Consider the following 19,254-nt stretch of genomic DNA (forward strand, 5'->3'; position numbering starts at 1 on the left):
TTTCATGCTATAATTATCGAATGCAGGAAGAATGAGAGGGTGTATTGCATATGTCGTTTGATGGCATGTTTACATACGGAATGACACACGAACTTAACGAGAAAATCATGGGAGGGCGAATTACGAAAGTCCATCAGCCATATAAGCATGATGTGATTTTTCACATTCGCGCGAATGGAAAAAACCAAAAACTATTATTATCGGCACACCCGAGCTATTCACGGGTGCACATCACAACGCAAGCTTATGAAAACCCAAGCGAACCGCCAATGTTTTGCATGCTGCTGAGAAAGCATATCGAAGGCGGATTTATTGAGAAAATTGAACAAGCGGGCTTAGACCGCATTATGATTTTTCATATTAAAAGCCGGAACGAAATAGGCGATGAAACAGTTCGGAAGCTTTATGTGGAAATTATGGGACGCCACAGCAATATCATTTTGACAGATGGAGCTGAAAATCTGATCATCGACGGACTTAAGCATTTATCTCCGTCAATGAACAGCTACCGTACAGTACTGCCCGGCCATGATTATAAGCTTCCGCCGGCCCAGAACAAAATCTCGCCGTTCGAGGCGACAGAAGACGATATTTTACGTCATCTCAGTTTTCAAGAAGGACGGCTTGATAAACAAATTGTCGACCACTTTTCAGGCGTGTCTCCGCTCTTTGCCAAAGAAGCGGTCCACAGAGCGGGTCTCGCCAATAAAGTCACACTGCCAAAAGCGCTGCTGGAGCTGTTTGCGGAAGTAAAAGAACACCGGTTCATTCCAAACATTACGACTGTAAGCGGAAAAGAATATTTTTATCTGCTGGAGCTGACTCATTTAAAAGGTGAAGCGCGCCGGTTTGATTCATTAAGCGAGCTGCTCGACCGTTTTTATTTCGGAAAAGCTGAACGAGACCGCGTTAAACAGCAGGCACAGGACCTTGAACGGTTTGTTGTCAATGAACGGAAGAAGAATGCAAACAAAATCAAAAAATTAGAGAAAACACTGGAGTATTCGGAAAACGCGAAGGAATTTCAGCTTTACGGGGAGCTTTTAACTGCTCATTTATATAGGCTGAAAAAAGGTGATAAACAGGCTAAGGTCATCAACTATTACGATGAAGAAAGTCCGACAATCACGATTCCTTTAAACCCGAATAAAACGCCGTCTGAAAACGCACAGGCCTACTTCACGAAGTATCAGAAAGCAAAAAACTCGGTCGCAGTTGTCGAGGAACAAATTAGGCTGGCGCAGGAAGAGATCGAATACTTCGATCAGCTGATTCAGCAGCTTTCGTCCGCTTCCCCTCGAGATATTAGCGAGATCAGGGAGGAGCTTGTGGAGGGTAAATATTTACGCCCTAAGCAGCAAAAAGGGCAGAAAAAACAAAAACCTCACAACCCAGTTTTAGAAACATATGAATCCTCTTCAGGCTTAATGATTTTAGTAGGAAAAAACAACCGCCAAAATGAGTATTTAACGACAAGAGCCGCAGCCAGAGACGATATTTGGCTTCACACGAAGGATATTCCAGGCTCCCACGTTGTGATCAGAAGCAGCGAGCCGGATGAGCAAACAATCATGGAAGCCGCGACGATTGCTGCTTATTTTTCAAAAGCTAAAGATTCAAGTTCAGTGCCTGTAGACTATACAAAAATCAGGCATGTCAAAAAACCGAACGGCGCGAAGCCCGGCTTCGTCACCTATGATAGCCAGCATACCGTCTTTGTCACACCTGATGCTGATACTGTCATCAAGCTGAAAAAAAGCTGAACCGCATGGATAAAGAAAAGCCAGAGCTTTGTATGCTCTGGCCAGCGTGTCGACAAACCCTCGCATTCGTTGTCAGGCCTGCGCGTCGGTGCTCACGAACTCCGAAAGGAACGGCGGCTAAATGCTTAGGCGTCCTGCCTAAACACCGCCGTCATCACATCCTGTGAAAGTCTGCTTAGATGCTCGTCCTTTCTAGACTTCAAGGGTTTTCAATCACGCTGAAAAAACGACAAAACCCTAAAACGAAAACTGTTTTAGGGTTTTGTCAACAATCTGAAGTCAGAGCATTTGTATGCTCTGGCTTATTTCTTTCTTCTCGTCTGATAAAGTCTGTCAACTTCAGCGACAAAACCGCCGTCAACCAGCTCATCCACTTTTTCAGCCAGCTCCTTTGTGTGCTTTGGGCTGGCTCCGTTTGTAGAAACAGATACCGTAACATGCCCTCTTTTTACGATTTTCGGTATGTACACATTGCCAAGCTCAGCATCACTGACACAATTGACAAGCTGAAAAGGCGAAGCGGTTTGAGCAATCTCTTTGTTGACTGCCGCATTATCCGTTGCGGCAATAATCAAAAACGCATCGAGATAATCTTCTTTTTCAATCGTACGGCTGACCCATCTGATGCGGCGATTGTCTGCCATCTGCTTGATTTCCGGTTCAACATCCGGGCTGACAAGCGTAATATCAGCTCCCTCTGAGAGCACCGTTTTCAGTCTTCTGAGAGCGATGCCGCCGCCTCCCGCAATGACAACCTTTTTCTTCTCCAGGCTAATGTGCAGCGGGAGCATATGAACCTCCGTCAAAATCAAATTGTCCTTCAGGGTTTGTAGCGGTTTCTCTCACACGATTCAAAAATGCGTTTTTCACGTGAGGGTGGAAACCGATATAGGAGGAGAGGTAAACATTCGGATTAACAGCCTTTAATTCCTGAAACTCTCGTTCGATTTCATTCATCAGCATGCCCGTAAAGAGCAAATAGGGAACGATAAAGGTTGTTATGCCGTCATTTTCTTTAAGTTCTGAAAAAATCTCTTTGTAATTCGGGCCGCATGCTGTCAAAAAGCACGGGATGACCTCCTTGACCGGAATCATATTTTGAAGAAGATTGGCAATACCGGTTACATCTCTTTTGACTTCGGGGTCTGAACTTCCCCTCCCGATGAGCACGACTCTGGCATTTTCATACGGAACACCTATGTCTTTCATTCGGTGGTATACGGCTTTGACTACTTCTTCGTCAATTCCGATCGGCCTTCCGTATGAAACGCGGACCGAAGGATATCGAGATACGGCACGCGCAATTTCTTCCGGAATATCATGTTTTGCATGCGCAGCTGTTAAAAGAAGCAGAGGCACCACTGCGATATGAGTGGCGCCTTGTTTCACACATGCTTCAAACCCTGTCTCAATTGTTGGCTCCTGAAGCTCTAAAAAGCTGATTTCCTGTACAGGCGCAGAGACGTGCGCCTTGCATCCTTCCAAAAAGGCCGCGGCTTCTTGCTGCGCCTTTTTCACCCGGCTGCCGTGGCCGACATATAAAATTGCTTGTTTCATTTTTACAACGCCTCGCTTAAATCTTGTTTTTTCAGTTCAGACTTAAACCATTCCAGCTTATAGTGATAATTTACAACATTTCCAACGACAATTAAACTCGGATTTTTAATGTCCTCTTTTATCACCGTTTCTGAAAGGGTATCAACTGTACAAAAAACAGTTTTTTGCTTGTCCGTTGTTCCCCAGTGAATAAAGGCTGCCGGCGTAGATCCGTCCCGGCCGTTTTCAAGGAGCTTTCTTTCAATCTGCTGTATGTTTTTGATACCCATATAGATAACAAGTGTATCAATTCCTGTAGCCAGCGCTTTCCACTTTTCCTCAAAATCCTCTTCTTTTTTATAATGACCCGTTACAAAAGCGACGTTAGAGCCCGCATCACGATGAGTAACAGGAATCCCGGCATAGGCAGCTGCCGCAATTCCTGACGTAATGCCGGGGATGATTTCAAACGGAATTCCGTTTTCTGAGAGGCATTCCGCTTCTTCTCCCCCTCTGCCGAACACAAAAGGGTCACCGCCTTTCAGTCTGACAACAGTTTTTCCTTTTTGCGCATACTTCACAAGAAATCGATTGATGGTTTCTTGCTTCATCGTATGAAAATCTGGAAGCTTCCCGCAGTAGATCAGGTCTGCTTGCTCTTTGGCATATTGTAAAATCTCTTTATTTACTAATCTGTCATATAAGATGACATCAGCTTTTTCAATGGCTTTCAGCGCTTTAATTGTCAGCAGATCAGGGTCTCCGGGACCCGCTCCTACAATATATACTTTCCCCATCGTATTTCCCCCGATCTATTCGAGTTCTTCCAGAACATTCGCTGTAATGTTGTTCTCGCTTGCATTCCGGCATCTGAGAAGAACACAGCAGATCATACTAGCTCAATTTTTTTTGACAAACTCGATCAGCTGGTTTTTACACGCTTCACGGTCATGCTGTCCTGAATCAAGAACAAGCTCCGGTGCTTCCGGCTCTTCATAAGGAGAATCAATTCCCGTGAAGAAGGGAATTTCCCCGTTTCTTGCTTTTTTGTAGAGCCCTTTCGGATCCCTTTGTTCACAAATATCGAGGTCGCATTTAATGTATACCTCATTGAATTCGCCTGCTTCTACAAGCTGGCGAACCTGTTCTCTGTCCTCGCGGAAAGGAGAGATAAAAGCAGTGATCACAATGGTGCCCTGCTGAACAAACAACTTTGCCACCTCTCCGATTCGGCGGATGTTTTCTTTACGTTCTTCATCCGAAAAACCAAGATCCTTATTTAAGCCGTGACGGATATTATCCCCGTCCAGCACAATGACTTGGTAGCCCAGCTCAAACAATTCTCTCGCAGCGGCATTGGCAATGGTTGATTTGCCTGAACCGCTTAACCCTGTCAGCCAAAGAATAGAGCTTTTATGCTTGTTTTTTTGCTGGTACTCTTCTTTTGTAATAGAGGCTTCATGCCATACGATATCGCGATTTGTCACTGCCAGTCCTCCTTAAAATACGCCTGCTTCTTCTTTTTTCTTCATCCCTTTGATTAACACTTCTACGACTTCTGCGCGGCTGAATTCAGCAGGCGGCAGCACACCGTCTCTCAGCATGCCTCTTACCTTAGTGCCTGATAAAATCACGTGATGCTCTCTGCCGTGAGGGCAAGTTTTCGCGGTTCCCATATTCCCGCATTTTTCACAGAAGAAGCTGTGCTCGAATTTCAGCGGTGTAATCCCGAGCTCTTCAGGTTTAAATGTGTCAAACAGCTCCTGTGCTTCGTATGTTCCGTAATAGTCACCTACACCCGCGTGATCGCGGCCGACGATGAAATGCGTGCAGCCGTAGTTCTTTCTGACAAGCGCGTGGAAAATCGCTTCTCTCGGTCCTGCATAACGCATCGCCGCTAAGAAGACGCCGAGGAACACGCGATCTTTCGGATAATAATTGTCAAGAAGCACTTGATAGCTTTCCATCCGCACATCAGCTGGGATGTCATCAGATTTTGTTTCACCTACCAGCGGGTTTAAGAACAAACCGTCTACTGTTTCAAGAGCCGTCTTTTGAATGTATTCATGTGCTCTGTGAACAGGATTTCTTGTTTGGAAACCGACAATTGTTTCCCAGCCATTTTCCGCAAACTGGCGTCTTGTTTCTGCCGGTTCAAACGTAAATTCAGGGAACTGTTTTGAAGCTTTTTTAATCAATGTGATCGGTCCGCCGACATATGTATCGCCGCGGCTGAACAGCTTTTTAACACCCGGGTGTTCCTGATCATCGGTTTTGTACACATTGACCGCTTCTTTTTGTTTGTCTGGCACGTACAGATCTTCAATTTGGATAACGCCGTATGTGTCTCCTTCATACGTTAACTTTACCGTTTCACCGACTGACAGTTCAGCTGCTTTTTGCGCGCCCACCGGGAGCGTGATCGGCAGAGACCAGACAACACCGGAAGAAAGACGCATGTTTTCAACAACAGATACGTAATCCTTTTCATTAAAGAAGCCTTCGATCGGGCTGTAGCCGCCGATTCCAATCAACTCTAAATCGGCAAAAGAAATTAAATCAAGTTCAATTTCTTTTTGAATGCTGCTTACATCATATGATTCATCTACTCTGTTTACTAATGTTCCTCCGTGAGGTGCTAAGTTCATAATATCTATTTCCTCCTAGTTAACATATAAAAAAACTCAGATTAATGATCAGATTCCCCCACCTTGTTCGTGGACAGAGCGTCTCTCTTTACGTATGGCCTTCATCAGGCTGACGGCACCGACCGTCGCTAAGAGCACACTTACCATAATAAAGATTGAATAATAATCCGCTTTTAAAAACAAGGATACAAGCATATAAGAAATCGATAAAGATAAAAACGGCGATACAATCCATACCTTCAGCATCGTTTGAACAACTTGTTTATGGAACACATTCGGACCGTTTTTTGCCATGCCTATTCCGATAATAGACGATGAAGTGACTTGCGCCAAAGGCACCGGCATCCCAAATACCGAACTGATGATCACCAGTCCCGCTCCCGTACCGGATAAGAGAATGCCTTCTCCTTTTGAAAATCTCGTAATTTTCTTCCCGTTTGTTTCTAACACACGCCGGCCTAATAACAGCGCGCCAAGAGCAACAAAAGCTCCTCCGTACAAAGTTCCTTTCGCGACATCCAGCACACCGGCCGCCACTAACGGGCCAACGGCATTCGCCACGTTGTTCATGCCGGCAGAGAAAGCTTCGAAAAATCCGGCACCTAACAACGCAATACCAAGGAATTTTTGCTTTTTAGAAGATTTAATTTCAATCTTAAAATAACGAAACAGCTTAAATACGAAATAGGTGAAGCCGAAAGCGAACAGCGGGACAAAAACCCAAAACGACACAATGACCAAAAGGCTGTTCACAAACAATACTTTGTAAGCGACTCCCACGCCGACAACAGCGCCGACTGTTACTTCACTTGTCGACAAAGGAATGCCGAGCAGATTAGCCGTAAAGAGCGACAGCGCAGCGGCTCCAATAATAATGCAAACAACCGTCAGTGTAATCGTCTGCTCGGGGATAATTCCGGAACTGATGGTTTTTACAACCTCCCCCCCGCCAATGACCGCCCCAGCTAGCACACCGACTGCGCATAGGATCAAAGCGTAGGTTTTCTTTCTGATGGCTCCAGAGCCGTAAGCAACTCCCATCGAAGCTGCAGCGCCGCTTGCACCAATATTCATCGCGAAAAACAAGCTAAATAAAATAGCGGCTAGTTCCATTTTGCAGCTCCTTATTCATGCAGTCCGCATTCTGTTTTCGCCATGCCATTCCATCTGCCTGAGCGTAAATCCTCTGCGGTAAAAGCAGGAGCCGTACAAGGCGCGCAGCCAATACTTGGATAACCTTGGTCATGAAGCGGGTTGTAGTCCAGCTCATTCCGGGATGTGTATCTCCAAATGTCTTTCCAAGTCCAATGGATAAGCGGGCATACTTTTACTGATTTGAATTTTTCATCTTTGTTTAAGAAATTCGTATTGGCACGGCTTGGCCCTTGATCGCGGCGCAGACCGGAAAGCCAGGCCGGATGTCCCGAAAGCGCCTCTCTTAAAGGAACGATCTTTCTGAGATAGCAGCATTGATTAGGTTCTCTTTCCCACAGTTTGTCACCATATTCACCGGCTTGCTGTTCAAGGGTAAGGTCTGGTTTTTTCAGGATGATATGAAGACCGGGATAACGCTCTTTCACTCGTTCAATCGTTTCATATGTTTCTTTAAAATGAAGCCCTGTATCAAGAAACACAATCTCTGCGTCTTTTTTCACTTTATAAATTAAGTCAATCAAAACGATTCCTTCAATTCCGAAACTGCATGCATAAACAAGCTGATTGCCGTAATGGCCGTATGCCCACTTTAAAACTGACAGCGCTCCTTTATAAGGATCGTCTTCCGGAAATGTAATCGTTGGTTCTTCCCAATTATCGTACGTTAACATTTCTTCTTTCCTCCTTTCGGAGACAACAGTAGCTTTCTGCTGGTTGTCTTTTACCAATTGTATTGCGCGGCTGCGGTTATCGCAGTCAGCCTTTTTTCCTCTTAAAATAAAAAACTTTCAATCCGGCGGAAAGAAAGACAGGAACAGCATGTAGCCCTTATCTTTCAAAATGGAATTCATTTTGCTGGAAGTAGCACCTTACAAACTGTGCAGGTTGCCGGGCTTCATAGGTCCAGTCCCTCAGCCGCTCTTGATAAGTTTTTAGATTTGTAGTAAATTTTAGCACAATTCTAACATAAGTCAACCCGACTTTTTTTATAGGATTAATAAAAAAACAGGCTGCAAGGCCTGTTTTCAAGTACAGAAAGGCTTTGGAGCCCTTGTACATCACCAAAATTTATTTGTTATTTTTTAAACCAATCTTTTGACTCGGGATTTTGTTTCCACGTTTTCAGCTTTTCTAAATCGCCTGAATGAATATTTCCGTTTTCAAGCGCGACCTGTGTGAGCGTATCATAATCAGTTAAAGAGTAGTATGGCAGCTCTGCCTTCGCAAACGCTTCCTGCGCTTTAGGCAGTCCGTACGTAAAGATTGAGACGACACCAAGCACTTCACAGCCTGCCGCTTGTAAAGCCGCCGCAGCTTCAAGCACACTGCCTCCTGTGGAAATTAAGTCTTCGATCAAGACCGTTTTTTGGCTTTTTTGAACAGTTCCCTCAATCTGATTGCCTTTTCCGTGCGTTTTCGGCTTGCTTCTCACATAACACATCGGAAGATTCAAACGGTCAGCCGCCAGAGCAGCATGAGGAATACCGGCTGTTGCTGTTCCCGCAATCATTTCAGCTTCAGGAAAATGCTCTTCGACAAGCTTGCTGATGCCTGAAGCGACATCATTTCTGACCTCCGGGAATGATAGCGTAAGGCGATTGTCACAGTAGATGGGCGATAAAATGCCGCTAGCCCATGTAAATGGCTCGTTCGGGCGTAAAAATACAGCTTGGATGTTTAATAGATGTTTTGCGATGACTTGTTTCATGATTTGATCCCCTCCCATTCGAGTCTGACAGCTTCATAGGCTTTTACCGGGTCTTTCGCTTTTGTAATCGAGCGTCCCACCACAATCGCTGATGAACCTTTCTCTCTTGCAATTGCAGGTGTCGCTACGCGGATTTGGTCATTCGCAGCGTCCTCTGACAGCCTGATCCCCGGAGTAACAGTCAGAAATGAAGGCGATACCGCTTCGTAAATGGCTTTTGCTTCATGAACAGAGCAGACCACTCCATCCAGCCCGCTTTCTTCCGCCAGTTTGCTGTAGTGGACGACCGTGTCGATCAGAGGCTTTTCGATCAGCAGTTCATCTTTCATGAGTTGTTCAGATGTGCTTGTCAGCTGGGTTACCGCGATAAGGGAAGGGCGTTTTTGTCCGGCCGGCGTCCCTTCTTCTAAGCCTTCCAGAGCTGCTTGCATCATTTTTTTGCCTCCTGCCGCATGAACATTGACGAGGTCTACTCCGAGACCGGCAAGGCGCTTCATCGCTTTGTTTACAGTGGTCGGGATGTCATGAAGCTTTAAATCTAAAAACAGCTCGCAATTTCTTTCTTTTAGTTGTTTGACGATAGATGGTCCTTCTTGATAAAAAAGCTCCATCCCAACCTTTACAAATAACGGTCCTTGCTGAAAAGGCGCTAAGAATGCAAGTGTTTCTTCAGCTGTTGCAAAATCAAGCGCGATGATGGGCAGGTTGTTTTTCATGGTTCCAGCTCCTTCCGATGCATTCTTCAATTGATTGATAGCCGTATTGGCGCAAAACAGCTGGGAGCTGGCCTATAATGTCTGGGCATGCAAAAGGATTTACAAAGTTTGCTGTTCCGACAGCGACCGCGCTTGCTCCCGCAAGAAGAAATTCCAGTGCATCTTCGGCCGTCTGCACGCCTCCCATTCCGATAATCGGGATGTTGACCGCCTGACTGACTTCATACACCATGCGAATAGCAACCGGCTTCACAGCGGGACCAGAAAGCCCCCCTGTTTTATTCGCTAATATCGGCTTTCCTGATTTTAAATCGAGTCTCATCCCGATTAATGTGTTGATCATCGTAAGACCGTCCGCTCCCGCCCCCTCGATCGCTGATGCAATTTCTGTGATATTTGCCACGTTCGGGGAAAGCTTCACATAAACGGGTACATCTGAAACCTCTTTAACCGCTTTCGTCAAATCAGCAGCCATTTTAGGGTTCGTGCCAAAAGCGATTCCGCCTGTTTTCACATTCGGGCAGGAAATGTTCAATTCAAGTGCATGAACGTTGGGCGCTTTACTGATATACTCTGCGACTTCTACATAATCCTCGATCTGAGAACCTGCGACATTGGCAATGATCGGTGTTGCAAACTGCTCAAGCCACGGCAGCTCATTTTGCAAGACGCTTTCCAGCCCCGGGTTTTGCAGACCGATCGCATTGAGCATTCCAGCGCCAGTCTCAGCTACCCTAGGCGTTGGGTTCCCGAAGCGAGGCTCCTTCGTCGTAGCTTTGATCATGATTGCTCCGAGACAAGATAAATCATAAAAACGCGCAAACTCTTTTCCAAAACCGAAGCAGCCTGATGCAGGAATGATCGGATTTTTCAAATCTAGTCCAGGCAATTTCACCTCTAGCATTACAGCGCCACCTCCTGAGCTTTAAATACAGGCCCGTCGAGACATACTTTTACGTAGGATGTTTCACTTTCGTTTGTATGGCACACACACGCGAAGCATGCGCCGATTCCGCAGCCCATTCGTTCCTCCATCGACAGGTAAACTTCTTTATGGGCATATTCCTGTTTTAACGCCTTCAGCATCGGTGTCGGCCCGCAGCTAAGAAGGATGTCAAACTCTAGGTTTTTCTGTTTTATCACGTCTGTGACAAATCCGGTTTCCCCATAGCTTCCGTCAGCTGTTGCCACATAAGTGTCTCCGTACTGCCGGCACGCTTCTTCGTAAAAAACATCCTTTGCCGATTGGAATCCTAAAACGTGTATGACTTTGACCCCTTTTTCGTTCAAGCGTTTCGACAGCTCTTGGAGAGGGGGCACACCAACACCGCCTCCCACCAGCAAAGCCGTCTTTCCGGGTTTGACTTCATTGACAGGAAAGCCATTTCCCAAAGGCCCGAGGACATCCACAAGCTCTCCCTGCTGCTTTAGCGACAAGAGTCTTGTTCCTTCCCCATCTACTCGATAAATGATGGTGACTTCATTTTTTTCAAAGTTGACGTCGGCGATGCTGATTGGTCTTCTCAATAGAGGCGTAACCGCTTCGCTCACTTTAAGATGAAGGAACTGTCCCGGGGTTGTAAACCCTTGGACAAGCTCCCCTTTCAAAACCATTTGATACACCCGGTCCGCAATTTGCTGGTTAGAACATACTGTCAAATACGCTTTTTTCATATAGTGACTGCCGCCTCCTGATTTGTGTTAACTTCCGGCATTTGATCAGCACGGAAGGTCATGCTTTCCAGCACTCGCAATATCGCTTCTGCCGTATCTAAAGATGTTAAGCAGGCAACACCGTTTTCTACTGATTCACGTCTGATTCTAAATCCGTCTCTTGCCGGCTGCTTTCCTTTTGTCAGCGTATTGATGACAAACTGCGCTTCTCCGTTTCTGATCACGTCAAGCAAGTTCGGGCCGTCCTGGCCGATTTTTCCGACCACCTTCGCAGGAATTGAAGCTTCTTTCAGGTAACCTGCCGTTCCTTCCGTCGCTAAAATGTTGTAGCCGATCGCATGGAACCGCTTAGCGATGGCAAGCCCTTCTTCTTTGTCCTTATCAGCCACTGTTAAAAGCATGGAACCGTAGTTAGGGATTTGAATGCCTGAAGCGATCAAGGCTTTATAGAGCGCCTTTTCAAGGGTTGAATCTTTCCCCATGACCTCACCAGTTGATTTCATTTCAGGCCCTAACGTAATGTCCACTCTTCTCAACTTAGCGAAGGAGAAGACCGGCGCTTTTACAAATACACCCTGCTGTTCAGGCTGAAGGCCCTCTGTATAGCCAAACGCTGCCAGCTTTTGCCCGAGAATGACTTTTGTGGCTAGGTTCGCCATTGGGATACCCGTAATTTTGCTTAAGAACGGTACGGTTCTGCTTGATCTCGGATTCACTTCGAGCACGTACACTTCGCCTTGTGACAGTACGAATTGAATGTTGAGCAAACCGACAATGTTCAGCCCTTTGGCTAATGCGATCGTATATTGTTCAATTTTTTTCTTAATGTCTTCTGTGAGTGACTGAGGCGGATAAACAGCGATTGAGTCTCCGGAGTGAACACCCGCCCGTTCAATGTGCTCCATAATTCCCGGGATTACAACTGTTTCACCGTCAGATACTGCATCCACTTCAATTTCTTTCCCTGTTAAATATCTGTCAATTAATACTGGGTGCTGCGGATTGATTTTGACTGCGTTTTTCATGTAATGAAGCAGTTCTTCCTCATGATACACAATCTCCATCGCCCGGCCGCCAAGAACATAGGACGGGCGCACCAGTACCGGATAGCCGATGTCACTCGCGATGCTTACCGCCTGATCAACTGATGTCGCTGTTTTGCCAAGCGGCTGCGGAACACCAAGTGCTCCAAGCGCTTGTTCAAATTTATCCCGGTCTTCCGCACGGTCTAAATCCTCTAATGAAGTCCCAAGGATCTTCACTCCGCGTGCAGAAAGCTCATCAGCAAGGTTAATGGCAGTTTGTCCGCCAAACTGTACGACAACGCCCATTGGCTGTTCGAGGTCAATGATGTGCATCACATCTTCAATCGTAAGCGGCTCAAAGTACAGCTTGTCCGAGATACTGAAATCTGTAGAAACGGTTTCCGGGTTGTTATTGACAATAATGGCTTCGTAGCCTGCCTGTTTGATTGCCCACACAGAATGAACAGTGGCGTAATCGAACTCAACCCCCTGACCGATTCGGATCGGACCGGAACCCAGCACGATCACACTTTTCTTATCCGTAACGACTGACTCATTTTCTTCTTCATATGTGCTGTAGAAGTATGGCGTTTCCGATTCAAACTCCGCCGCGCACGTATCTACCATTTTGAATACGGGCGCAATTGCCGCTTGTTTTCTCAAGCTGTAAAGCTCCGATTCTTTCATTTTCCACTCACGGCTGATGTACTTATCAGAGAATCCGAGTTCTTTTGCCCGTCTCAGCACATCCGTATCGCCCACATTTGCCTTCAGTTCTTTTTCAAACTTTACGATTCCCAAAAGCTTATGCAAGAAGAAGACATCGATAGCGGAAAATTCATGGAGGGCTTCTACCGTGTAGCCTCTTCTATACGCTTCAGCTAAGTAGAATAAGCGTTCATCACCGGCCTTTTTAATTCGTTTTTCAAGAAGCTCATCTGAAATGTCGGCAGCGTCTTTCAATTCCAAGTGATACACATCTGCTTCCAGTGAACGCACAGCCTTCAGTAATGACTCTTCAAGCGTGCGGCCGATCGCCATGACCTCTCCTGTCGCTTTCATTTGCGTGCCAAGCTTTCTGTTTGCTGATTCAAACTTATCAAACGGCCAGCGCGGAATTTTGGATACGACATAGTCAAGAGCTGGTTCAAATGCTGCATATGTTTTTCCTGTCACTGGGTTCATCATTTCATCTAATGAAAGGCCGACTGCAATTTTAGCAGCGAGCTTTGCAATCGGATATCCTGTCGCTTTTGATGCAAGGGCAGATGAACGGCTGACACGCGGGTTTACTTCAATAATGTAGTATTGGAAGCTGTCTGGATCTAAAGCGAGCTGGACGTTACATCCGCCTTCAATTCCAAGCGCGCGGATCAGTTTTAATGATACATTCCGCAAGAGTTGATATTCGCGGTCGCTGAGCGTTTGGCTCGGCGCGACAACAATGCTGTCTCCAGTGTGGATTCCGACTGGATCAATGTTCTCCATGTTACAAACAACGATGGCGTGATCCTGGCTGTCTCTCATGACTTCATACTCGATTTCTTTATAACCGGCGATGCTTTTTTCAAGCAGACACTGGTGAACCGGACTTAATTTTAAGCCGTTCTCAACAATTTCTTTCAGCTCGGTTTCATTCGAGCAGATGCCTCCGCCTGTTCCGCCTAATGTATATGCCGGGCGGACAATGACAGGGAATCCAATTTGACTGACGAAGTTTTCTGCTTCTTCTAAGGAGTGGATGATTTCACTTTCAGGCACCGGTTCATTCAGTTCGTTCATTAATGTTCTGAACAAGTCGCGATCTTCAGCCTGCTGAATCGCAGACAGCTTCGTGCCAAGCACTTCGACGCCGCACTCTTCCAGCACGCCTCTTTCAGAAAGCTCAACCGCAAGATTCAAACCGGTTTGGCCTCCAAGAGTAGGAAGAATGGCATCCGGGCGCTCTTTTCTGATGATTCGAGTCAGGAATTCAGGAGTGAGCGGTTCGATGTAAACCCGGTCAGCCATTTCAGTATCTGTCATGATTGTGGCGGGGTTTGAGTTGACAAGAATGACTTCATAACCTTCTTCTTTCAAAGCAAGGCAGGCTTGCGTTCCCGCATAATCAAATTCTGCTGCTTGGCCGATGATGATCGGTCCAGACCCGATTACTAAAATTTTGTTAATGTCTACGCGTTTTGGCATACCGCTTCCCCTTCTTTCTCCGTTGTTTCAATCATTTCGATGAATCTGTCAAATAGATGGTTGGCATCCTCTGGGCCAGGTGAAGCTTCTGGATGATATTGAACCGTAAATGCCGGCAGTGTTTTATGCTCCAGCCCTTCAATCGTATCGTCGTTAATTGCGATATGCGTCACTTCCAGTTCTGTTTCGCTGATGGATGACACTGTATAGCCATGGTTTTGAGATGTTAAGGCCACTTTTCCGGTTGCCAGCTCTTTTACCGGGTGGTTTGAACCCCTGTGGCCGAATTTCATTTTTTCAGTATTCGCTCCGCACGCCAGCGCGAATAATTGGTGGCCGAGACATATTCCGAATAATGGCACTTTACCGAGAATACCTTTGATCATTTCAATCGCTTCAGGCACATCTTTCGGATCTCCAGGTCCGTTAGAAAGCATGATGCCGTCCGGTTTCAGCTGAAGCACTTCTTCCGCTGTAATGTTGTAAGGCACAACGATGACGTCACATTTCCGTTTGTTCAGCTCTCTTAGAATCCCGTGTTTCATGCCGAAGTCAACCAAAACGATGCGTTTGCCTCTTCCCGGGCTCGGATATGCTGTTTTGGCTGATACTTGAGATACTTGATTTCTCGGCAGTTCAGTTTCATCAAGCCTTTTCAGCACTGCTTCGATATCTTCATCAGGTGAAGCGAATGTTCCTTTTAGCGCGCCTGCCGTGCGGATCATTCTTGTTAGCTTTCTTGTATCAATTCCCTGCAGTCCGGGAATGTTTTTCATTTTTAAATATTCGTCTAAGGTGTATGCTGAACGCCAGTTGGAAGGCAGTTCGCATAATTCTTTGACGACCAACCCTTTTACAAAAGGGGTAATGGATTCAAAATCATCACGGTTAATACCGTAATTTCCGATAAGCGGATACGTTAATGTTACGATCTGCCCGCAGTAAGAAGGATCAGATAAAATTTCCTGATAGCCTGTCATCCCAGTGTTAAAAACGACTTCCCCCATGCTGTTTTCTAAGCTTCCGAAGGCTTTCCCCTCGAATACCGCTCCGTTTTCCAGTACTAATCGTCTCTTCATTTGACAAGTCTCCCTTCTTCATAAGCAAGCATCCCCGCCGCAATTGTAGCGACTGGCCAGCCGGTGCAGCTGATGCCGTTGAATGGTGTATTTTTTCCTTTTGACAAAAATGTCTCTTTGTCTATCACTGCTTCTTTTTCCAAATCAATTAACGTAATATCAGCAACTTGCCCCGTTTGTAATGTTCCGTATGGGAGACCGAACGCTTCGCATGGTTTAATTGTCATATAGTCAATCAGCTGTTTCAGCGACCAGCTGCCATTTTTGACAAAGTGTGTGTATAGAAGCGGGAACGCTGTTTCTAAGCCGACAATTCCGAATGGCGCCAGCTTCATTTCTGTATTTTTCTCTTCTTCTGTATGCGGCGCATGGTCTGTTGCGATAAAATCAATCGTTCCGTCTAAAAGACCTTCGATTAAAGCAGCTCTGTCTTCTGCGCTGCGGAGCGGAGGATTCATTTTATAATTTGTGTCCAGCCCCGGAATGTCCTCATCACAAAGCAGCAAATGGTGTGGTGACACTTCTGCCGTCACTCTGATTCCTGCTTTTTTCGCATCACGTACGACCCTGACAGACTCTTTCGTGCTGATATGGCATACATGGTAATGGCAGCCTGCCGCCTCAGCCAGCAATACATCGCGGGCAATATGAACCGATTCACACACAGAAGGAATGCCGTTGAGCCCGTTTGCTTTTGAGAATGTCCCCTCATGCACACTTCCTCCGTAAATTAAGGAGTTGTCTTCGCAATGTGCAACAATCGCTTTGTCAATTGCGGCTGCCCGCTTCATCGCTTCATACATCATTCCTGCTGTCTGTATACCGACGCCGTCATCTGTAAAAGCAAATGCTCCGGCTTCTTTTAAAGCTTCAAAGTTTGTCATCTCATCACCGATTTGTCTGATCGTAATGGACGCATATGGAAGAACTCTCACGCATGAGGTTTCTTTAATTCTGTTTTGCACCCATTCCATCTGCTCCTTCGTATCAGGAACCGGCCGCGTATTCGGCATTGCCGCCACAGTTGTATAACCGCCGCGCGCCGCTGCTTTTGCGCCGGTTTCAATGGTTTCTTTCTTCTCACCGCCTGGCTCTCTGAAGTGTACGTGGAGATCAACAAACCCAGGTGAAACGAGCAATCCTTTTGCATCAATTACCGTTTCTTTATCCGCTGCATCAAGCTTTCCGATTTCGGAGATGATTTCTCCTGTCACTCGAATATCCGCTTCTGTTTTTTCACCATTTTCGTTAAGTATCCAGCCGTTTTTAATGAGATATGACATACGCTGCTTCTCCTCTTTTCACATTGGTTTGTAAGGCACGCTGTATCACTGCCATTCTGATAAATACACCATTTTGCATTTGCTTGAATATTCTTGATTTATTACTTTCTACTAAGCTGTCATCAATCTCCACTCCTCTGTTTACCGGAGCCGGATGCATAATGATCGCATGCTGCTTCATACGCTCAGCCCGTTCTACTGTCAAGCCGTATTTGTTTAAATAACCTTTCTGGCTGACAGCGGACTGATGTCTTTCATTTTGAATGCGCAGCAGCATCACGACATCGGAAGACTCAACTGCTTCATCCATTGAAGCAAACGTACCGAATGTGTTTTCTTCATCCTGCCATTCCGAAGGACCGGAAAACAGGACGCGGGCACCCAGTCTTGTCAAAACTTCCGCATTTGACCTTGCCACTCTGCTGTGCTTAATATCGCCGTGAATGGAGACGGTAAGCCCTTTGAACGTATTGAACTCTTCATAAATCGTCATGACATCAAGCAGTGATTGTGTCGGATGCTGGCCGCATCCGTCACCCGCATTCAGAATCGGGATATTCACCTGGCTGACAAGCTCTTTATAGTACTCATCCTCACTGTGCCTGATGACGCACACGTCTACACCGATTGATTCGAGCGTCCGGATGGTGTCATATAGGGTTTCGCCTTTTTGCACGCTTGTGCTTGTTCCATCAAGATTCAGGACATTCATGCCCAGCTTTTTTTCCGCGACTTCAAAGCTGAACCGCGTCCTCGTGCTCGGTTCAAAAAACAGGTTCGCTGCAAATTTCCCCGCAAGCCCATTGTCTGTGTTTCCGCTTTTGAGGTCGCGTGCTGTTTGAAGCAAATCTTTGATTTCCTCAGTGCTGAGTTCACTCATTGTCGTTAAATGCTTCATGTTTTTTCCCCTCTCATTTCAACTTTAAGGCTGAAAAAACCCCGGTCTAAGATAGACTCGGGGTATGGTTAAATAGAGGGCAGCATTGAAGCTTCCTTCTCTTTATAACCCTTCCAAGCCTCTCTGGACTTTCATTAAAAGGTTTTAGATATGATGTTGTTCAGATGTGTCAACCTGCTCTTCCTTCGCCTGCGGAAGAATCAGGTTTAAGATGACACCGACAATTGCGGCAAGCGCCATTCCCGACACTTGGAATCCTCCTTGAGACACTTGGATAAACGCGCCTCCTACACCGATCACGAGGATCACCGATGTGATAATAAGGTTTCTGTTGTTTTCATAATCAATTTTGTTATCAATCAGCATTCTCAGACCGCTCGAAGCGATGATTCCGAACAGCAGGAAGGAGACGCCTCCCATGACCGCTGACGGCACTGAACTGATCAGCGCTGAGATTTTGCCGATAAAACCGAAGCATAAGGCAATCACTGCCGCGCCGCCGATGACAAAGACGCTGAATACTCTTGTGATGGCCAGCACGCCAATGTTTTCCCCGTAAGTCGTTGTCGGCGGACCGCCGATCAGGGAAGCAAGGATTGTCGCCACGCTGTCACCCATAATAGAGCGATGAAGCCCCGGCTTTTTAATGAAATCTTGTCCGACAACTTTGCTCAGCACCATTTGGTGGCCGATATGCTCTGACATTGTCACAAACGCGACGGGAACCATTGCCGCTGCGATGCCAAGTGTGACTGACGGTGAATAGTCTTTGAACGGGATGATAAACTCAGGCACTGCAAACCATTTCGCGTCAAGCACAGGCTGGAAGTTGACAATCCCTTGAGTAAGGGCAAACAAGTATCCGCCGATGATGCCGATCAGAACCGGAATCAGGCTTAAAAACCCTCGTAAGAAAGTCGCGCAAATAATCGTAATCGCCAACGTAACGCCTGCGACACTGAAGTGCTTTAAGCTGTAAACCAATTCACTCGCGTTCGGATCAGCGTACATCGCCATGTTTACCGCAGTGCTGGCCAGCCCGAGCCCAATGACGATAATAACAGGTCCTACAACAACAGGAGGGAGAACCTTCATCAGCCATCCTGTTCCAAGCTGTCTGATCAATAAGGCAATCAGCCCGTACACTAACCCTGCAAGAAACGCTCCGACCATTGCCGCTCCCGGCCCGCCGGTCGCTTTGACCAGTATGATCGGAGAAATAAAGGCGAAGGATGAACCGAGATACGCCGGAATTTGCCCTTTCGTAATAAGCAGATAAGCGAGTGTCCCGATGCCGCTTGTCACCAATGCCACAGCAGGACTCATTCCAACCAGCTTCGGAACCAAAATTGTTGCGCCAAACATGGCAAATAAATGCTGCAGACTGAATGAAACCCACGAGAAAGGTGTCGGGACATCCCTGACTCCTAAATTCACTTTTTTCTTACTCATGATGATTTTCCCCCTGATAGTTGACTTTCATTTTAGGATGACTCAATGACTGTATAAAAAAACCTCTTTGCTATTTTTTACGCAAAGAGGCATACAAAGATCCGCCGTATACTTTCGGGGCTTTGTTGTG

At 46.3% G+C, this 19,254-nt stretch carries 17 protein-coding genes and 1 riboswitch; of the genes, 1 reads left to right on the forward strand and 16 read right to left on the reverse strand.

All coding sequences use genetic code 11. From position 1 onward, the window contains the following. The first annotated feature begins 50 nt into the window (after positions 1–50). The gene (rqcH, locus tag V6D41_RS06305) at positions 51–1,763 is read left to right on the forward strand and encodes a tRNA modification protein RqcH (RefSeq protein ID WP_333517623.1); all 1,713 of its coding nucleotides are present in this window, start codon (positions 51–53) and stop codon (positions 1,761–1,763) included. A 302-nt stretch (positions 1,764–2,065) separates the two neighbouring features. Here the strand turns inward: rqcH and sirC are convergent, their stop codons facing one another. The 16 genes from sirC to pyrP form a co-directional block, all read right to left on the reverse strand. Then, on the reverse strand, positions 2,066–2,554 hold the full coding sequence (sirC, locus tag V6D41_RS06310) for a precorrin-2 dehydrogenase (protein WP_148961941.1): 489 nt from the start codon (positions 2,552–2,554) through the stop codon (positions 2,066–2,068). Further along, complete coding sequence (gene sirB, locus V6D41_RS06315; protein WP_333517624.1) at positions 2,535–3,320, reverse strand: sirohydrochlorin chelatase; 786 nt, start codon at positions 3,318–3,320, stop codon at positions 2,535–2,537. The genes sirC and sirB overlap by 20 nt, the downstream gene beginning before the upstream one ends. A 2-nt stretch (positions 3,321–3,322) precedes the next feature. Then, on the reverse strand, positions 3,323–4,096 hold the full coding sequence (gene cobA, locus V6D41_RS06320) for a uroporphyrinogen-III C-methyltransferase (protein WP_333517625.1): 774 nt from the start codon (positions 4,094–4,096) through the stop codon (positions 3,323–3,325). A gap of 102 nt (positions 4,097–4,198) precedes the next feature. Beyond that, the gene (cysC, locus tag V6D41_RS06325; RefSeq protein ID WP_333517626.1) at positions 4,199–4,786 is read right to left on the reverse strand and encodes an adenylyl-sulfate kinase; all 588 of its coding nucleotides are present in this window, start codon (positions 4,784–4,786) and stop codon (positions 4,199–4,201) included. A 12-nt stretch (positions 4,787–4,798) separates the two neighbouring features. Beyond that, entirely contained in the window at positions 4,799–5,947 is a 1,149-nt protein-coding gene (sat, locus tag V6D41_RS06330; RefSeq protein ID WP_333517627.1) for a sulfate adenylyltransferase, read from the reverse strand. Positions 5,948–5,995: 48 nt separating this feature from the next. Next, positions 5,996–7,060, reverse strand: coding sequence for a sulfate permease (cysP, locus tag V6D41_RS06335; protein ID WP_333517628.1), 1,065 nt, complete (start codon positions 7,058–7,060; stop codon positions 5,996–5,998). A gap of 11 nt (positions 7,061–7,071) precedes the next feature. Next, positions 7,072–7,773, reverse strand: a complete 702-nt coding sequence (locus V6D41_RS06340) for a phosphoadenylyl-sulfate reductase (protein WP_148961866.1) — start codon at positions 7,771–7,773, stop codon at positions 7,072–7,074. Positions 7,774–7,927: 154 nt separating this feature from the next. Further along, a riboswitch (SAM riboswitch) is annotated at positions 7,928–8,033 on the reverse strand. Between the two features lie 144 nt (positions 8,034–8,177). Continuing rightward, positions 8,178–8,810: an orotate phosphoribosyltransferase gene (gene pyrE, locus V6D41_RS06345; protein ID WP_333517629.1), complete on the reverse strand. Its 633-nt coding sequence runs from the start codon at positions 8,808–8,810 to the stop codon at positions 8,178–8,180. Next, positions 8,807–9,526: an orotidine-5'-phosphate decarboxylase gene (gene pyrF / locus V6D41_RS06350; protein ID WP_148961868.1), complete on the reverse strand. Its 720-nt coding sequence runs from the start codon at positions 9,524–9,526 to the stop codon at positions 8,807–8,809. The genes pyrE and pyrF overlap by 4 nt, the downstream gene beginning before the upstream one ends. After that, a complete protein-coding gene (locus V6D41_RS06355; RefSeq protein WP_333517630.1) occupies positions 9,495–10,430 on the reverse strand; it encodes a dihydroorotate dehydrogenase in 936 nt (311 codons plus the stop codon). Before V6D41_RS06355 ends, pyrF begins: the two co-directional genes overlap by 32 nt. Next, on the reverse strand, positions 10,430–11,200 hold the full coding sequence (pyrK, locus tag V6D41_RS06360) for a dihydroorotate oxidase B electron transfer subunit (RefSeq protein ID WP_087992116.1): 771 nt from the start codon (positions 11,198–11,200) through the stop codon (positions 10,430–10,432). The genes V6D41_RS06355 and pyrK overlap by 1 nt, the downstream gene beginning before the upstream one ends. Next, complete coding sequence (gene carB / locus V6D41_RS06365; protein ID WP_333517631.1) at positions 11,197–14,412, reverse strand: carbamoyl-phosphate synthase (glutamine-hydrolyzing) large subunit; 3,216 nt, start codon at positions 14,410–14,412, stop codon at positions 11,197–11,199. Before carB ends, pyrK begins: the two co-directional genes overlap by 4 nt. Further along, positions 14,397–15,491 (reverse strand): carbamoyl phosphate synthase small subunit, encoded by a 1,095-nt coding sequence (locus V6D41_RS06370; protein WP_333517632.1) that lies wholly within the window; start codon positions 15,489–15,491, stop codon positions 14,397–14,399. The genes carB and V6D41_RS06370 overlap by 16 nt, the downstream gene beginning before the upstream one ends. After that, complete coding sequence (locus tag V6D41_RS06375) at positions 15,488–16,774, reverse strand: dihydroorotase (protein WP_333517633.1); 1,287 nt, start codon at positions 16,772–16,774, stop codon at positions 15,488–15,490. The genes V6D41_RS06370 and V6D41_RS06375 overlap by 4 nt, the downstream gene beginning before the upstream one ends. After that, positions 16,758–17,672, reverse strand: a complete 915-nt coding sequence (locus tag V6D41_RS06380) for an aspartate carbamoyltransferase catalytic subunit (RefSeq protein WP_148961872.1) — start codon at positions 17,670–17,672, stop codon at positions 16,758–16,760. Before V6D41_RS06380 ends, V6D41_RS06375 begins: the two co-directional genes overlap by 17 nt. A 144-nt stretch (positions 17,673–17,816) precedes the next feature. After that, positions 17,817–19,124, reverse strand: coding sequence for a uracil permease PyrP (gene pyrP, locus V6D41_RS06385; protein WP_333517634.1), 1,308 nt, complete (start codon positions 19,122–19,124; stop codon positions 17,817–17,819). Positions 19,125–19,254: the final 130 nt, after the last annotated feature.

This window comes from Bacillus sp. 0102A (assembly GCF_036765155.1).
Classification (GTDB): domain Bacteria; phylum Bacillota; class Bacilli; order Bacillales; family Bacillaceae; genus Bacillus; species Bacillus subtilis_G.

Coding starts and splice junctions, on each gene's coding strand:
- cobA (WP_333517625.1), bottom strand. CDS start 4,096: ATGGGGAAAGTATATATTGTAGGAGCGGGTCCCGGAGACCCTGATCTG.
- carB (WP_333517631.1), bottom strand. CDS start 14,412: ATGCCAAAACGCGTAGACATTAACAAAATTTTAGTAATCGGGTCTGGA.
- pyrE (WP_333517629.1), bottom strand. CDS start 8,810: ATGAAACAAGTCATCGCAAAACATCTATTAAACATCCAAGCTGTATTT.
- V6D41_RS06340 (WP_148961866.1), bottom strand. CDS start 7,773: ATGTTAACGTACGATAATTGGGAAGAACCAACGATTACATTTCCGGAA.
- cysP (WP_333517628.1), bottom strand. CDS start 7,060: ATGGAACTAGCCGCTATTTTATTTAGCTTGTTTTTCGCGATGAATATT.
- V6D41_RS06355 (WP_333517630.1), bottom strand. CDS start 10,430: ATGCTAGAGGTGAAATTGCCTGGACTAGATTTGAAAAATCCGATCATT.
- rqcH (WP_333517623.1), top strand. CDS start 51: ATGTCGTTTGATGGCATGTTTACATACGGAATGACACACGAACTTAAC.
- pyrF (WP_148961868.1), bottom strand. CDS start 9,526: ATGAAAAACAACCTGCCCATCATCGCGCTTGATTTTGCAACAGCTGAA.
- V6D41_RS06375 (WP_333517633.1), bottom strand. CDS start 16,774: ATGTCATATCTCATTAAAAACGGCTGGATACTTAACGAAAATGGTGAA.
- sirB (WP_333517624.1), bottom strand. CDS start 3,320: ATGAAACAAGCAATTTTATATGTCGGCCACGGCAGCCGGGTGAAAAAG.
- pyrP (WP_333517634.1), bottom strand. CDS start 19,124: ATGAGTAAGAAAAAAGTGAATTTAGGAGTCAGGGATGTCCCGACACCT.
- V6D41_RS06380 (WP_148961872.1), bottom strand. CDS start 17,672: ATGAAGCATTTAACGACAATGAGTGAACTCAGCACTGAGGAAATCAAA.
- sat (WP_333517627.1), bottom strand. CDS start 5,947: ATGAACTTAGCACCTCACGGAGGAACATTAGTAAACAGAGTAGATGAA.
- sirC (WP_148961941.1), bottom strand. CDS start 2,554: ATGCTCCCGCTGCACATTAGCCTGGAGAAGAAAAAGGTTGTCATTGCG.
- V6D41_RS06370 (WP_333517632.1), bottom strand. CDS start 15,491: ATGAAGAGACGATTAGTACTGGAAAACGGAGCGGTATTCGAGGGGAAA.
- pyrK (WP_087992116.1), bottom strand. CDS start 11,200: ATGAAAAAAGCGTATTTGACAGTATGTTCTAACCAGCAAATTGCGGAC.